Origin of the sequence: Rothia sp. HMSC066G02 (assembly GCF_001813145.1) — a bacterium.
In the GTDB taxonomy this organism is placed as follows: Bacteria; Actinomycetota; Actinomycetes; order Actinomycetales; family Micrococcaceae; genus Rothia.
The window spans coordinates 201,357-217,551 of the sequence record NZ_KV811586.1; the positions used below are offsets into that span (position 1 = coordinate 201,357).

Genomic DNA, 16,195 nt, shown 5'->3' on the forward strand with positions numbered 1-16,195 from the left:
GGGGGTTTGCCGCTTCGTATGTGATGTGTCGGTATTGTGTGCGGGTGTTGTGTGCCAGTGGCGGGGCCGGAGTTTAGCCGGCTATGCTGTGAGCCTTAACGCTAAAAATGCACTTGAGCATTGTGTGCAGTGGTGAAATAATTGCAGTTATGCAGAAAAAGGAACAGAGCCTTCGCGAACGCCGCCGCGAACAAACCTGGACGGCAATCCACGAAGCAGCCCTCAAACGCGTCCGCGACCATGGGATGCGCGGAACCACCGTTGAAGAAATCGCCCAGGAGGCGGGCGTCTCCCCGCGTACCTTCTTCAACTACTTCCCCTCCAAAGAGGACGCCGTTCTGGGTCTGCGTGAACCGGTGGTCAGCGAGGAAATCCTCGAAACAGACCGCGCCCACGAGGATGACAACACCATCATTCGTGTAACCCACCTTCTCTGGGAGGTCATTTTCCAGAGCTTCCACTACGCCAATGGCAAGGACCCCCGAGCTCCCTTTCAGGAGTTCCCCGAGTCCGCGAAACGAATGAAAATGCACTACATGAAGTGCGAACAGGTGCTCACCGATTACCTGAACACTATTGACTGGGTGGCTTTTGACGCGGCCGGTCGCCGCGGCCCCTTCCCGCGCCGAACCCCCGCTGACCCGCTGACCGATCACTTCCGGGAGCGATCACGCGCAAAGGTCCAGCTTGCCTCCGCGGTGCTTCGTCAGCTGGAGTTCGCCCGCGACCTGGAAGATAAAGAGGATATTGCCCGCCATATCCGCCAGACGGTGAAGACCTTCCAGTTCCTGCTTTTTGAGCAGAACCGACCGGCAATCTAGCGGCGGTTCACTGCTACAAACTACAAAAGCCCGCCGGAAACCGAATCCGAGGCCCCGAATCGAGGCAACCGAATCCAGAGCCCGGCGGACACTCACAACAGACATATAGAACGTAACTAAGGATTAAACGATGAGTACAGAGGAAAAGAATCTACCTCAGCCGCCAGCCGGTGAGGCTAAGCAGGAAAGTAAAAACCGCATCCGCGCCATGTTCCTGGGCCTGGTCATTGTGATGCTCATGTCCTCGCTGAACCAGACGATTCTGGCGCCGTCGCTGCCCACGATTGTGGGTGAGCTTCACGGCGTGGAGCACATGAGCTGGGTGATTACCATTTTCATCCTGCTTTCGACGATTACGATGCCGGTCTACGGTAAGCTATCGGATCAGTTCGGACGCAAGCCCTTCCTGATTTTTGCGATTGTCTCCTTCATGGCGGGCTCCGTGGTCGGCGCGCTCGCACAGAACATGAACTGGCTGATTTTCGCGCGTGCCCTGCAGGGTCTGGGCGGTGGCGGTCTGATGATTCTGTCTCAGGCTGTGATTGCTGATGTGATTCCTCCCCGCGACCGCGGCCGTTACATGGGTATTATCGGTGGCGTTTTTGCGTTCTCGTCGGTGGCTGGTCCGCTGATTGGTGGCTGGATTACTGAGGGGCCGGGTTGGCGTTGGGCGTTCTGGCTGAACCTGCCGCTGGCTATCCTGTCGATTCTTGCGGTGATTTTCTTGCTGCCGCACCGCCCGTTCCGTGACCGTGAGAAGCACAGCATCGACTACCTTGGTTCGCTGATTCTGATGGCGGGCACGAGTGCGCTGGTGCTTGCCACGATTTGGGGCGGTAACCAGTACGAGTGGACTTCGCCGCAGATTATTGGTCTGCTGGTCTTCTCTGTGGTTGCTGCGCTGGTGTTTATCCCGGTGGAGAACCGTGCGGCTGAGCCGGTCATGCCCATGTACCTGTTCAAGAACCGTAACTTCCTGCTGACCCTGGGTGCTTCGCTGGCGCTGGGTGTGGCAATGTTCGGTGCGGTGGAGTACATCCCGACCTACCTGCAGATGGCACTGGGTGTGAGCGCTACGGTGGCGGGTCTGCTGATGATCCCGATGATGGGCGTCATGCTGGTGGTCTCGATTGTGACGGGCCGCGTGGTGTCGAAGAGCGGTCGCTATAAGCGTTACGTGACGAGCGGTACCGCGATTGTGGCGCTGGGCCTGTTCCTTCTGTCGACCGTGAATGTTGAGACCCCGACCTGGCTGTTCTGTACCTACCTTGCGGTGATGGGTGCCGGTCTGGGCATGTCCATGCAGTTCTTGACTCTGATTGTTCAGAATGCGTTCCCGGTTAGCGTGGTGGGTACCGCGACGGCGTCGAATAACTTCTTCCGTCAGGTGGGTGCTACCGTGGGTGCCTCGCTGGTGGGTGGTCTGTTTACCTCGCGTCTGACCTCGCTGATTTCTGAGCGTATGCCGCAGCAGGCGCTACAGTCTTCGGGTAGCCATGCGTCGTCGTCTCTGACTCCTGAGCTGGTGGCGTCTTTGCCGGAGCCGGTGCACGGCATCATCGTGAATGCGTATAACGATGCGCTGATTCCGCTGTTCCTGTACCTGGTGCCGCTGGGCCTGGTGTCTACGCTGCTTCTGTTCTTCATCCGTGAGGATGCGCTGGCGACGACCCTGGAGACTGAGCCGGCTGTTGATATTGCCCGTGCGGCGACCGGTGCGATTCCGGTGATTACTCCGGAGATGGCGGCGAAGGATGCGCAGGCTCTGAAGAGCATGCAGGGTCCTAACCGCAGGACGATTGCTGAGTCAGTGAGCTCGGATGCTTCGCATGAGGCGGGCTCTTCGGAGGATGGCGGCTCCTCGCGTTCCTAGAACGAGGGATAACGAAAAGGTGCGCGCCGGAGGCGTTGCCTTCCTATATAAGCGGCGCCCCGGTGCGAGTCGTGTGCTCGTGCCGGGGCGCCGCTTTTGGCTGAGTTGCCTTAACCAGTGCGCTTAAGAGGTGTGCCTTAGTGCTTGGTTTAGGGGTTGGAAGTGTTGGTTTAGTCCCTTAAATAGTGGGTTTACGTGGTGTTTTGCCCCATTAAAGCGCTTATCGAAAAGGTTATTACGTCCCTATGTCGAGAGAATTGTTTCCGATGTAAAATTTTCGTAAAAATTGTTAATCCGCCCCTTTTCCCCGGTATTCCGGGGCATTTTTTTACCCAGCTCCCTTTTAGCTTGCATACAGGCTGTTCTAAGGGGTGAAAGTGCCCAATGTGGGTTTGGTGGAAGTGTTACAGGCTATATAAGATAAAGTACATATGCTCCTAGTGACAGTCATCACGAAGCAGTGCGCTAGGACAGCATGACACACATGCCTTAACACCGACATCTACACAAGGAGGGGAACCGTCCCATGTTTAGGTACATCCTCCAGCGATCGCTGACGTACCTCGTCATGGTCTTTATTACGACCACGATGGGTTACTTTGCAGCGGTTACTGCCCTGAAGCCTGCCCTCTTGGAGCAGGAAAAGGTTCCGAAGCCTAGCCCCGAGCAGGTGAACCGTAACTTCGCATCCCTGGGTCTCGATCCCGAAATGAACCCCTGGGACCGCTACGTTCAGTGGCTGACCAATGTGGTCACCAAGTTCGATTGGGGCCGTAGCCCCAACGGCGCGTACATTAACCAGGAATTTGGCCAGCGCGTGTGGGTTTCTACCCGCCTGCTGCTGGTGGCTACCATTCTCTCGATTGTGATTGGTATTGCCCTGGGTGTGTACTCGGCAGCTCGCCAGTACAAGTTCTCTGACCGTGTTATCACCGGTTACTCCTACCTGGTCTACATCATCCCCGCTCCCGTTGCTTACTTCGTGGTGCAGCAGGGCGCGACCACTATCAACAACATCGCCGTTGCTAATGGTGGAGAGAAGATTTTCTATGTGACCGGTATTTCGACTCCGGGTCTGACCGGATTCTGGGAAATCACCATGGATATGGCGGCGCACTACGTCGTGCCGACCTTCTGTATGACCATCTTCGGTTGGGCTGGTTACCAGATTGCACAGCGTCAGTACCTGCTCGATAACGTGAACGCTGACTTCGTGCGTACCGCTCGTGCTAAGGGCTTGACCCGTAACCAGGCGATTACTCGCCACGCACTGCGCGTCTCCTTCATCCCCGTGGCACAGTCCATCGCGTACCAGATTCCGATGATTTTTGCGGGTGCATTCTTCGCCGAGACCGTCTTTGCATGGCCCGGTATCGGTAAGTGGTCGATTGACTCCATTTCCGCGCAGGACGTGAACGCTGCGACCGTGACCCTCGCGTACGGTTCTGCACTGTTCGCTGTCGGTGCGATCATCGCTGATATCGCTACCACCATCGTCGACCCCCGAGTGAGGATCTCATGAGTCAGGTAACTGCAACTTCCTCCGTACCGGTGGTACAGGAGAACGGTGACTTCAAGGTCATCAACAAGAGCGTTATTATTCTGCGCCGCTTCCTGCGTAACAAGGCTGCAGTCTTCGGTCTGTGCGTGTTCATCGGCATGGGTCTGTTCGGTCTGTTCGGTAAGTACCTGACCAAGTACAAGCCCAACGACATTGACTACATGGCGCTGGGTGAAGGCCCCTCGGCCGAGCACTGGTTCGGTACCACCATCGCGGGTAATGACGTGTTCGCCATGATGTCTGAGGCCGTCTGGACCTCTCTCCAGATTGGTGTGGTCGTCGGTTTGGCCACTGTGTTCATCTCCGCAGTTTACGGTTGTGTGATGGCGTACTTCGGTGGCTGGATTGACAAGATTATGCTGTTCATCCTCGAGACCCTGATCATGGTTCCCTCGCTGCTGATTCTGGCAATTCTGATCAACGGTCAGGTTGGTAAGCAGATTCAGAAGAGCGTCCCCACCTGGGTTCTGCTCTCTGCAGTGCTGATTGCCTTCGGCTGGATGGGTAGCGCCCGTGTTATTCGTGCAATGGCGCAGTCCCTCATCAACCGCGACTTCGTGAAGGCTGCACGCTACATGGGTGTGCACCCCTTCAAGATTGTGATGCGCCACCTGGTTCCGAACATTGGCTCCCTGCTGGTTCTGAACTTCACCAGCGGCATCATGGGCGCTGTGCTCTCTGAGGTCGCTTACTCCTTCATCGGCATCGGTATTAAGTACCCCAACTACTCGCTGGGCTCGCTGATTTCGGATGCTTCGCAGCAGATTAACACCCTGCCGCACATGTTCTGGTTCCCGGTTCTGTTCTTCTTCCTGCTGGTTGGTCCGCTGGCCCTCATGAACGACGGTCTGCGTGACGCATTCGACCCGACTTCGATGTCGGTCGGTAAGATCAAGAAGTCCAAGAAGAACGAGAAGGCAGAGGCACCCGCTGCCGCTGCAAAGGAGGCGAAGAACTAATGAGTACCTCTCCCGTTCTGAGCGTTAAGGACCTCAACGTCCGCTTCAACACTGAGAATGGCGTCGTGCACGCTGTTCGCGGTGTGAACTTTGACCTGTACCCCGGTAAGACCCTGGGTATTGTGGGTGAGTCCGGTTCCGGTAAGTCCGTTGCTTCCATGGCGATCATGGGCCTGCACCCGACTACCGCTGACATCACCGGTTCGGTCAAGTACAACGGCACCGAGCTGCTGGGTCTGAGCGATAAGGAAATGTGCGCATACCGCGGCAAGGAGATCTCTATGATCTTCCAGGATCCGCTGTCCTCGCTGACCCCCGTGTACACCATTGGTGATCAGATTGCTGAGGTGCTCAAGGTCCACAACAAGGGCATGAGCAAGCAGGCTATCAAGGACCGTTCCATCGAACTGATGCGTATGGTGGGCATTCCTTCGCCGGCTGACCGCCTGCGTTCCTTCCCGCACGAGTTCTCCGGTGGTATGCGTCAGCGCATCATGATCGCTATGGCGATTGCGAATGACCCCCGCGTGCTCATCGCCGATGAGCCCACTACCGCACTGGATGTGACCATTCAGGCGCAGGTGCTGGAGGTTATGCAGAAGGCTCAGGAAGAGACCGGCGCAGCGACCATCATGATTACCCACGACCTCGGTGTTGTGGCTGGTATGGCTGACGACATTCTGGTGATGTACGCCGGTAAGCCGGTGGAGATTGCGAAGGCAGAGGACCTGTACAAGCATCCCTCCCACCCGTACACCATTGGCCTGCTGGGTGCGGTCCCGCGTGTGGACCGTTCCGAGAAGGTCTCCCTGGTTCCGATTGAGGGTACCCCTCCGAACCTGATTAACCCGGTGACCGCGTGCTCCTTCCGCCCGCGTTGCCCCATCGCTAAGAGCGGTGGCCAGTGCTGCCAGGACTCCAACGGCGAGCCCGATCTGCAGCTGCTGGAAGGCGTTGGCGAGGGCCACTACTCCTCCTGCACCATCTCTCAGGAGCTGGTCGGTAAGACCGCAGACGAGCTGTACCCGGTTCCGGAACCCCCGGTATCGAAGTACGACGGTATTCCGCGTGAGGAGCGTGCCCCCGTCCTGGAGGTCCGCAACGTCAAGAAGCACTTCCCGCTCATGAAGGGTGCGCTGATTAAGCGCCGCGTGGGCACTGTGAAGGCTGTGAACGGCCTGTCCTTCGACATTCGCGAGGGCGAGTGCTTCTCCATCGTGGGTGAGTCCGGTTGTGGTAAGACCACCACCCTGCTGGAAATCATGGAGTTCAACAAGAACACCGACGGTGAGATTCTGATTAACGGAACCTCCACCAAGGACGGCAAGTCCGCAGGTGAGATTCTTGAGCTGCGTAAGAACCAGCAGATGGTGTTCCAGGACCCCACCGGTGCTCTGGATCCGCGCTTCACCGTTTACGAGGTGCTGGCTGAGCCCCTGGAAAACCAGGGCATGAACAAGGCAGACATCAAGAAGCGCGTCATCGAGCTGATGCACATTGTGGGTCTGCAGCCCGACCACGTGAACCGCTTCCCGAACCAGTTCTCTGGTGGTCAGCGTCAGCGTATCGGTATTGCTCGTGCGCTTGCCGTTAACCCCAAGCTCGTGGTTCTGGATGAGCCGGTGTCCGCACTGGACGTGTCCGTCCAGGCTGGTGTGATCAACCTGCTGGAGGAGTTGCGTGCAAACCTGGGCCTGAGCTACCTGATGGTTGCTCACGACCTCGCGGTGATTCGCCACGCATCCGACCGCGTTGCAGTGATGTACCTGGGTCGTATTGTTGAGATCGGTGACGTCGACCAGGTGTTCGACAACCCGATTCACCCGTACACCCGTGCACTGCTCTCGGCGATTCCGGTTCCGGATCCCGAGGTTGAGGCAAAGCGCCACCGCATTATGCTTGAGGGCGACCTGCCCACTCCGGTGAACGCGCCTAAGGGTTGTGGCTTCTCGAGCCGTTGCCCGGTCTTCAAGCTGCTGCCTGAGGACAAGAAGCGTCGTTGCCTGGAGGAGATGCCGGAACTGACCCCCGTTGAGGGCCAGGATCACGGTTATGCTTGCTACTACCCTGAGGCTGAGGCCGCTACGGTGTAGCTCTAGAGTCGGCTGAATAAGTCGCATGTGTGCCGAGGGGCGAATATTCGTTGAATATTCGCCCCTCGGGTTTTTTATGCCCGGTATTGGTGGGCTGTACGTTGTTCGAGATTGCCACCTAGTGAGACGGTGCGAGCCGCAGAATGTGGCGCTAAGCACTGAAATGCTCCAGGAAACGGGTAAAACCACCCTGACTAGGTATAACCTTTCTCACCATTCAAGATATGAATAATTATGGGCGGGCTTTCACGCGGGCAGTAAGCCATAATTAAGCCATGGGCACGCCGCTAGGGGCGTACCCGAAGGAACACATTCATAGACCGGCACTAATTCATCGCTCACCGCACCCTTTGGGCGGCGCATGAGCAGGGAATCCTTGACGCTTTCCTGCGGGATTATTGAGGGTCAAACGTATAAGAGGACACTCTCATGGAGAAGAATTTCATCCTGAACCGTCGTACCGTTCTCGGTGGCGCTGCAGCACTGGGTACCGTGGGCGTACTGGCTGCGTGCGGCTCGTCCAAGGACTCCAAGGCAACCACCCAGGGTGCAACCGTGGGCACCGATGCCAAGGAGCTTTATGACCTTGGTGAGGCAGCTGTATCTGAGCTGAAGGATGGCGGCACTCTGCGCCTGGCTGTTCCGGGTATTGGCCCGGACTTCAACCTTTTCAGCGCGGACGGCAACTCCCTGTACACCCAGACTGCTATGAGCCCCGTGGCTTACGCAGGCCTGTGGCAGGGTGACCCCATGGGTAAGCGCACTCTGGCTCCCGATTTCGCGAAGAGCTTCGATGTTTCCGAAGAAAACGGTCTGCCCGTTGTCTCCATTGAGCTGAACCCCCAGGCTAAGTTCAACGACGGTACCCCCATCGACTACAAGGCTCTGCAGGCTACCTGGGAGGTCCTCAAGAGCACCGATGGCGGCTACAAGATTGGTACCAGCGGCATCTACAGCAGCATTGCTTCCGTGGAGCGCGACGGTGATGACTTCAAGGTGAAGGTAACTTTCTCCGCACCTTACTACCCGCTGGATACCCTCTTCGCTGGCATTATGCACCCGGCTCTGCTGGACAAGGAACTCTTCAACACTGGTTTCGTTGACAAGCCGCACCCCGAGTACTGGGTTGGCCCCTTCACCATTGCTGAAGGTGGCTGGAACTCCACCGAGAAGACCCTGACCCTGACCCGCAATGAGAAGTGGTGGGGCGAGAAGCCCGTTCTGGAGCGCATCGTCTTCCGTCAGATGGATACCGCTGCTGAGCGCGCGGCATTCAAGAACGATGAGCTTGACGCGATTGGCGCTACCACCGCTTCTGCATACAAGGAGCTCAAGGAAGTTGCTAACACCGAGATTCGTCGCGGTGCTCGCCTCTTCGCCGGCGGTCTGACCATGAACCCCGCCCGCATGCAGGATGTTGCTCTGCGTCGCGCTGTGGTTGTTGGTCTGAACCGTGAGGCTCTCGCTAAGGTTCGTTTCCAGGGTCTGGATTACGAAGAGAAGCTCCCCAACTCGGTTATTCATATGCCCTTCACCGAGTACTACCAGGACGACTACCCGACCCCGAACAACGATGCTACTGCAGCATCCAAGATTCTGGAAGAGGCAGGCTACACCAAGAACGGTGAGTTCTACGAGAAGGACGGCAAGCAGGCTGCCTTCAAGTTCTCCATCTTCGGTGAGGACCCCACTGCCAAGGCTGTCGGTCAGACCCTGGTTCAGCAGCTGAAGTCCGTAGGCATTAATGCTGAGCTCGACTCCCGTGCTGTTAGCGAGTTCAACAAGACCATGGCCTCCAAGGACTACGACGCAACCTCCTCCGGTTTCGCTCCGAGCTCCCCGGATGCTACCGAGGCTACCGAGCAGTTCTACATGCGCCGTAAGCCCGAGGAAGCCGGTTCCGATGAGATCAATGAGATGATCGCAAAGATGAAGCTCATTGCTGACGACAAGGAACGCAACCAGGCTTGCAACGAGATCGAGAAGAAGCACCTGGCTGAGTTCGCAGTGCTGATTCCGCTCATGAACGGCCCCGAGTACAAGTTCGTGAAGAAGGGTCTGCGCAACTACGGCGTGTCCCTCTTCCAGGGCACCGGCATTCACTGGGAGAAGGTCGGTTGGGCTAAGTAAGTCCTCGTCCCTTCACCTCCTAGGTGAATAGCCTAGAGCTATTGAAAGTGTCCACCCGGATCATCCGGGTGGACACTTTTTGCATTTCTGGAGGGGGTGCTTTGGGCGCTTTTATGTACCGATGCGGGGGAGCGGTGGTATAGCTATCCGTCAAAATCCGAAAAATTCGCGCAAAAACAGCGTATGCATAGTATGAATATCCAAAAGACACGATAAATATTAAGAAATATTGTAAAAATGCTTGGTTTTTGCTCCCGAGGCGCGCTACAGTGGAGTTATACAAAATTATGCAGTGCTCTGCATAAATAATCATTACTTCGGGGATACGGGATACACCCGCCCACACAAGACAGAAGGAAACCACTCCCATGACCGCCAACACCGCATACACCGCGAGTAGCCACGAAGCGACCAAGAACAGCTTCAGCCGCCGCGCCCTCATTGGCGGCACCGCGGCTCTGGGAGCTGTAGGTCTGCTCAGCGCCTGCGGCAACGGCAGCGCAAGCTCTGAAAAGACCAAGGCCGCCGGCGCCGGTGCCAATATCGAAGACCTCTACAACATCAACGCTCAGGATGTGAACAGCCTGAAGAAGGGCGGCACCCTGCGCCTGCCCGCCGGATCCATCGGTCCGAACTTCAATTTCTACACCCAGAGCGGTAACACCAGCGATAACGTCAACGTTATGAGCACCATCAGCCAGGCCGGCATGTGGAACCTCGACTTTGACGGCACTTACAAGCTGAACACCGACTTTGCTGTCTCCTTCGAGCACAGCAAGAAGGGCGACAAGGTTCAGGTTGCCGTCAAGCTCAACCCCAAGGCTGTCTTCAACGATGGCACCCCCATTACCTACAAGGCGCTCCAGTCCACCTGGAACATCTTCAAGAGCCTGGATAACGGCTACAACATTGTCTCCAGCGGCATCTACGAATTCGTCGAATCCGTAGAAAAGGGCGAAGACGACTACAGTGCAATCGTCACCTTCTCCAAGCCCTTCTATCCGCTGCAGAGCCTCTTCTCTGAGATTCTGCACCCCGCACTGGAAGACGTCGAGCTCTTCAATAACGGCTTCGTGGATGCGCCCCACCCCGAGTACTGGGCTGGCCCCTTCACCCTGGCGGATAAGGGCTGGGACTCCACCGCGAAGACCTTCAGCGTTGTACCCAACGACAAGTGGTGGGGCACCAAGCCCCTGCTGGACAAGATTGTCTTTACCCAGATGGAATCCAGCGCTGCACGTGCCGCGTTCAAGAACGATGAAATTGACGCTATCGGTGCAAGCACCTCCTCCACTTATGCCGAGGTGAAGAACATTGCGGGTACCGAACTGCGTAAGGGCACCCGCCTCTACGCTGGCGGCCTGGATATTAACCCCCGCCGCGTCAAGGATGCTGCCCTGCGTAAGGCAATCTTCGTCGGCACCAACCGTGAAGCACTCGCAAAGATTCAGTTCCAGGGTCTGCCCTACGAGGAAGCTATCCCCGGTTCGATGATTCATATGCCCTTCTCGCCCTACTACCAGGATTCTTACCCGACCCCGAATAACAGTGTTTCGGAGGCGCAGAAGATTCTGGAAGCCGCCGGCTACACCAAGAACGGCGACTACTACGAGAAGGATGGCACGAAGGCTGGCTGTGCAGTGGTGGTCTTCGGTGATGACCCGACCACCAAGGGTAAGGCTCAGACCTTTACCCAGCAGATGAAGGATGTCGGTATCGAAATCCGCATTGACCAGCACTCCGATAGCGAATTCGCTACCATTCTGGGCAACTGGGACTACGATATTTCCTTCAGTGGCTACTCGGTCTCTGCTGACGCAACCGAGGGTACCAAGCAGTTCTACTACTCCGAGAACAACGAAGGTATCGGCAGCAAGGAAATCGATGCCCTCATCGACGCCATGACCCTCATTGAGGATGACAAGGAACGTAACCTTGCCTGTAACGAGATTGAGAAGAAGCACATGGCTGAGTTCGCCTTCCTGGGTACCATTACGAACGGTCCTGACTTTGTGATGGTCAAGAAGAATCTGGCTAACTATGGTCCGCGCCTGTATAAGTCGATGGACTGGGCTGCTGTGGGCTGGATGAACTCCTAGGGGTTCCTACCCTATGAGCGGGTCGAATGCGTATATGCGCGTTCGGCCCGCTTTGCTGTGCCCGCTGACTATTTCTGGAGGCGGGGGAGGGAGTGTCACTCGAAGGGTGGTGGGGTTGTGCCGACATGGATTTAGGCCCGCTGCCTTAGGGCCGGGCGTAATAATTAAGAAATATTTATCGTGTTGCGCACTTGTAGTGATGTGTGTGGTGTACACTACTAAAAATATTAAATGTGGCTTATAACATAGCTTTAGGTCACATTATTTTGCATGGCTTGACCTGCCCGCCCATCACCGCAGATGGCAGGCGCTCCTGCAGACGGAAACCCCGCCTCCAGAGCATGCGAGCCACCCACTCTACACTGCAAACACTGCATTAGCGCAGTCCACACCCACAAGGAGCCCATCATGAGCCCCCACCCCATCCCCTCCCTCTCCGGATTCAACCCGATCATGAGCCGCCGCGTACTGTTCGGCGGCGCAACCGCCGTCGCTGCTGCCGGCGTACTGAGCGCTTGTGGCTCCTCGTCCTCCAAGACCGAGCACAAGGCAAGCGAAACCCCGTTCTATGAAATCAACGAGCAGGATACCTCGAAGCTCAAGCAGGGCGGTACCCTGAACCTGAGCACCTACTCCCTGGGCCCGGACTTCAACCGCTTCTCCCAGAACGGCTCGAGCACCTCCGTCTCCGAAACCATGGGCGTTATCGCCGGTGCCGGCATCTGGCGCAGCACCTACAAGGGTGAAGATGAGCTCGACCCCAACTACTGCCTCGGCTTCGAAGCTAAGGAAGTAGACGGCAAGATCACCGCAGAGGTTCGCCTGAACCCCAAGGCAGTCTTCAACGATGGCACCCCCATCGACATCGACGCCCTCAAGGCAACCTGGCAGATTCAGCGTGACCCCGAGGGTGAATACAAGATCGGCGCAGCAGGTATCTACGAGTTCATCGAAAGCGTTGAAGCTATCGACGGCGACCGCTACCACGCACGCGTTGTCTTCAAGACCGCACACAACCCCGTCAAGGGTCTGCTCTTCGGCGGAATCCTGCACCCGGCAATGCTCGACGTAAACCTCTTCAACGAAGGTTTCGTGGACAACCCCCACCCCGAGCTCGGTTGCGGCCCCTTCACCCTGGCACCCAACGGCTGGAACTCCTCCGAGAAGACTTTCACCGCTGTACCCAACGACAAGTGGTGGGGTGAGAAGCCCAAGCTGGACCGCATCGTCGTGCGTGAAATGGCTGACGCTGCAGCTCGCGCCGCGTACAAGAACGGCGAACTGGACGTCGTGGAATCACGTACCCTCAGCGCCTACAACGAGATGAAGGACGTTGCGAACTCTGAAATTCGCCGCGGTCGCCGCCTCTTCGCCGGCGGCATGAACCTGAACGCAGAGCACATCACCGATGTTGCTGTACGTAAGGCAATCTTCCTGGGTATCGACCGTGGTGCTCTGGCAAAGATTCGCTTCCAGGGTCTGCCCTACGAAGAAGAAGTACCCGGTTCGATGCTTCTGTTGGGTTCCTCCCAGTACTACCGCGACAACTACCCGGCACGTAACCCGGAGGAGGCACGCAAGGTCCTGGAGAAGGCAGGCTACACCAAGTCTGGCGACTTCTACGCGAAGGACGGCAAGACCATCACCTTGAAGCTGACCACCTTCGGTGATGACGCCACCACCAAGGGCCAGGCACAGACCTTCATCCAGAGCATGAAGGAAATCGGCATTAACTTCGAGCTCGATTCGCGTGCACAGTCCGAATTCTCGAAGGTTGTTGGTAACCGCGAGTACGACGTAAGCATTTCGGGCTTCGGCGTGGGCTCCGAGCCGACCAGTGCAGCCGAGTACTTCTACCACTCCAAGAACTGGAACGGCGTCGGCACCCCCGAAATCGACGCTATGGTCGACGAGATGGTCACCATTCTCGACGACGCTAAGCGCGCCGAGAAGTGCAACGAAATTGAGAAGAAGCACATGAGCGAGGTTTGCCTCTTCATCCCGTTCCTCAATGGTCCGGACTTCAAGGCATGCCGCCCGAAGCTCGCTAACTACGGTGCGTTCCTCTTCAAGAGCCTCGACTGGTCTACGGTCGGCTGGATGGCGTAAGCCGCAGTTTTAAGCTCCCTGCCCCCTATACGTTTTCGCAGTGTCGTATAGGGGTGGGGGGCTTTTTCTTTTGGAGGGTTCAAGGCGCTTTAGCTGCCCATCGATGTGCTTTTAACGTGTAATGATTCTCAAAGCATCGGATGTGACGCGCTCGCGCGCCAATGCGACATAATATTTCATTTTTTAGTTTTCACACGCGGCTTCCGCGCAATGATGCGGGTTTAGATGCCGAACCCGTGATTTTTAGACAGTGTATAGTTCTTCCAGAGTCTGGACTGTGGTCTGCGTCGCTTCTTTTGGGGGTATACTGTGTTTCAACCACAAACAATGTGGGGGCTCTCACAAAGGTGATGGGCGGGAGCTTCGGCGCTCCCGAAAAATCGGCGCACAACACGGTGCGCTTATCGAATAGCACCTGAGCCCTCCGGCATGAGGAGAATACATGACTCATCTACGTATTAATCGCCGTACCCTGCTGACCGGCACCGTTGCCCTGGGTACCGTCGGCCTGCTCGCTGCATGCGGCGGCGGCTCTGACAAGAAGATCAGCGGTAAGGCTGCATCAAGCACCGAGGAAATCGTCAAGAACCTCGAAATCAACAAGCAGGACCGCTCCTCCCTCAAGCAGGGTGGCGAGTTCCGCGGTAGCGTCTCTGCAGTCGGCCCGAACTTCAACATTCTGACCCAGAGTGGCTACACCACCGCGAACCTCACCGCATTCGGTGGCCCCTGCAACATCCCCTCCGCTATCGGCTTCACCTCCCTGAGCCCTGCTGGCGAATACAGCCTCAACGACGACTATGTCAGCGACTACAAGGCAGAGACCGTTGGCGGCGTGCAGACCATCACCTTCAAGCTCAACTCTAAGGCTGTCTTCAACGACGGCACCCCCGTTGACGTTGAGGCAATCCGCGCCGCGTGGACCGTCTACCGCAACCCCGATGACGGCTACAACGTCATCGCAACTCCCTTCTGGCAGCAGGTGGCGTCCATCGACCCCGTGGATGGCGACAAGACCCGCGTCAAGATCGTTATGTCCAAGCCCCTGTACCCTGCCGAAACCCTCGGCCTGCTCGGTCTGCACCCCGCACTGACCGACAAGGAGCTCTTCAACAACGGATTCGTGAACAAGCCTATGGATCAGTACTGGTCTGGCCCCTTCAAGATTGGCGAGTGGAACTCTTCGGCTAAGACCCTCACCCTCGTACCCAATGACAAGTGGTGGGGTGAGAAGCCGCTGCTGGACCGCATTATCTGGCGTGAAATGGGCGACGAAGCAGAGCGCGCAGCGTTCAAGAATGGCGAGCTGGACAGCATCGGCTTTGCTGGCCTGGCAACCTACAATGCTGTCAAGGGTCAGCCCGGTGTCCAGATTCGTACCGGCCAGAGCCTCGGCGTGATCAACCTGCAGTTCAACCCGACCCGCGTGACCGACACCGCTCTGCGCCGTGCAGTCTTCGCAGCGGTTGACCGCTCTCAGCTGGCTAAGGTCAAGTTCGGCCAGATCAACTGGGAAGAGCCCCTGACCGGCTCCCTGATCGCTATGCCCTTCCAGAAGGGCTACCAGAATAACATGCCGTCCAACCCCGGCGCCGAGGCTGCGGCAAAGATCCTGGAAGCAGCAGGCTACTCCAAGTCCGGCGACTACTACGCCAAGGACGGCAAGACTGCAGGCTTCTCCATCACCTACTTCGGTTCGGATGCAACCTCTCTGGCTCAGTTCCAGAACCTCGAGCAGCAGCTCAAGGCGGCAGGTATTAAGCTCGAGCAGGACAACCAGCCGCAGTCCCAGTTCAACTCCGTGATGGGCGCTAAGCAGTACGACTGCGCCTTCTCCGGTTGGGGCATTGGTGCTGACCCCGCCGACAGCGTTCAGTACTTCTACACCAGCGAAATTAACGAGGGTGTGGGCGATCCTGAGCTGGATAAGTACATTGCCTCCATTTACGAGAAGGAATCCCACGAGGAGCAGTTGAAGATGGCTGCTGAGGCTGAGAAGCAGCACATGGAGAAGGTCGCTATTTACTTCCCCTACGCTAACGGCCCCAGCTACGTAGCTGTGAAGGAGAAGCTGGCTAACTACGGTCCTTCCCTCTTCGCAACCAGCTACACCGACCCCAAGCGCTGGGTCAATGTGGGTTGGCAGAACTAAAGCCACATGTTAATTTTCTGGATTCCTATTCGGTAGTTTCCGAATTTTCGGAGGCGCCGGCATAAGACTCCGGAGGGCAAAGTCCCGCGGTATTCCGCCTCAGCGGCGGGGTACTGCGGGGCTTTTCTGTGTTTTTGATGGGGGGTTTGTGGTGGGGTGGTTTCGGGGATTGGCTGAAATATTTTCCCTAAAACGGTGAACTAGGTCATAGTGCGTGGGAAATGTGTGTATACTAATCTCAATGCAAAATGTGCGTGCTGTCACAAAGATGTGCGGGTTGTGTTCCCCCGCGTACAAAAATTCAGCATCTCACCTAACCGAGGAAAACTAATGACCACTTTCACTCTCAACCGTCGTACCCTGCTCACCGGCACCGTTGCCCTGGGTACCGTCGGCCT

The 16,195-nt window shown here is 56.9% G+C and carries 9 protein-coding genes; all 9 read left to right on the top strand.

Annotated features, from left to right (window positions below; translation table 11 throughout):
- Positions 1 to 149 precede the first annotated feature (149 nt).
- The 9 genes from HMPREF2894_RS03540 to HMPREF2894_RS03580 all read left to right on the top strand — a co-directional run bounded on the left by HMPREF2894_RS03540 (position 150) and on the right by HMPREF2894_RS03580 (position 15,797).
- A complete protein-coding gene (locus tag HMPREF2894_RS03540; protein ID WP_239662189.1) occupies positions 150 to 821 on the top strand; it encodes a TetR/AcrR family transcriptional regulator in 672 nt (223 codons plus the stop codon).
- Between the two features lie 130 nt (positions 822 to 951).
- A complete protein-coding gene (locus tag HMPREF2894_RS03545; RefSeq protein ID WP_049357828.1) occupies positions 952 to 2,694 on the top strand; it encodes an MDR family MFS transporter in 1,743 nt (580 codons plus the stop codon).
- Between the two features lie 526 nt (positions 2,695 to 3,220).
- Positions 3,221 to 4,216, top strand: coding sequence for an ABC transporter permease (locus tag HMPREF2894_RS03550; protein ID WP_005507218.1), 996 nt, complete (start codon positions 3,221 to 3,223; stop codon positions 4,214 to 4,216).
- Positions 4,213 to 5,214: an ABC transporter permease gene (locus tag HMPREF2894_RS03555; protein WP_005507216.1), complete on the top strand. Its 1,002-nt coding sequence runs from the start codon at positions 4,213 to 4,215 to the stop codon at positions 5,212 to 5,214. The genes HMPREF2894_RS03550 and HMPREF2894_RS03555 overlap by 4 nt, the downstream gene beginning before the upstream one ends.
- Entirely contained in the window at positions 5,214 to 7,307 is a 2,094-nt protein-coding gene (locus HMPREF2894_RS03560; RefSeq protein ID WP_049359635.1) for an ABC transporter ATP-binding protein, read from the top strand. Before HMPREF2894_RS03555 ends, HMPREF2894_RS03560 begins: the two co-directional genes overlap by 1 nt.
- A gap of 429 nt (positions 7,308 to 7,736) precedes the next feature.
- Positions 7,737 to 9,437, top strand: a complete 1,701-nt coding sequence (locus tag HMPREF2894_RS03565; protein ID WP_070677828.1) for an ABC transporter family substrate-binding protein — start codon at positions 7,737 to 7,739, stop codon at positions 9,435 to 9,437.
- 368 nt (positions 9,438 to 9,805) lie between these two features.
- Complete coding sequence (locus HMPREF2894_RS03570; protein ID WP_070677830.1) at positions 9,806 to 11,536, top strand: ABC transporter family substrate-binding protein; 1,731 nt, start codon at positions 9,806 to 9,808, stop codon at positions 11,534 to 11,536.
- Positions 11,537 to 11,944: 408 nt separating this feature from the next.
- On the top strand, positions 11,945 to 13,645 hold the full coding sequence (locus tag HMPREF2894_RS03575; RefSeq protein WP_070677832.1) for an ABC transporter family substrate-binding protein: 1,701 nt from the start codon (positions 11,945 to 11,947) through the stop codon (positions 13,643 to 13,645).
- Between the two features lie 442 nt (positions 13,646 to 14,087).
- The gene (locus tag HMPREF2894_RS03580; RefSeq protein WP_049361842.1) at positions 14,088 to 15,797 is read left to right on the top strand and encodes an ABC transporter family substrate-binding protein; all 1,710 of its coding nucleotides are present in this window, start codon (positions 14,088 to 14,090) and stop codon (positions 15,795 to 15,797) included.
- The last annotated feature ends 398 nt before the right edge of the window (positions 15,798 to 16,195 follow it).

Coding starts and splice junctions, on each gene's coding strand:
- HMPREF2894_RS03580 (WP_049361842.1), top strand. CDS start 14,088: ATGACTCATCTACGTATTAATCGCCGTACCCTGCTGACCGGCACCGTT.
- HMPREF2894_RS03540 (WP_239662189.1), top strand. CDS start 150: ATGCAGAAAAAGGAACAGAGCCTTCGCGAACGCCGCCGCGAACAAACC.
- HMPREF2894_RS03560 (WP_049359635.1), top strand. CDS start 5,214: ATGAGTACCTCTCCCGTTCTGAGCGTTAAGGACCTCAACGTCCGCTTC.
- HMPREF2894_RS03550 (WP_005507218.1), top strand. CDS start 3,221: ATGTTTAGGTACATCCTCCAGCGATCGCTGACGTACCTCGTCATGGTC.
- HMPREF2894_RS03575 (WP_070677832.1), top strand. CDS start 11,945: ATGAGCCCCCACCCCATCCCCTCCCTCTCCGGATTCAACCCGATCATG.
- HMPREF2894_RS03565 (WP_070677828.1), top strand. CDS start 7,737: ATGGAGAAGAATTTCATCCTGAACCGTCGTACCGTTCTCGGTGGCGCT.
- HMPREF2894_RS03555 (WP_005507216.1), top strand. CDS start 4,213: ATGAGTCAGGTAACTGCAACTTCCTCCGTACCGGTGGTACAGGAGAAC.
- HMPREF2894_RS03570 (WP_070677830.1), top strand. CDS start 9,806: ATGACCGCCAACACCGCATACACCGCGAGTAGCCACGAAGCGACCAAG.
- HMPREF2894_RS03545 (WP_049357828.1), top strand. CDS start 952: ATGAGTACAGAGGAAAAGAATCTACCTCAGCCGCCAGCCGGTGAGGCT.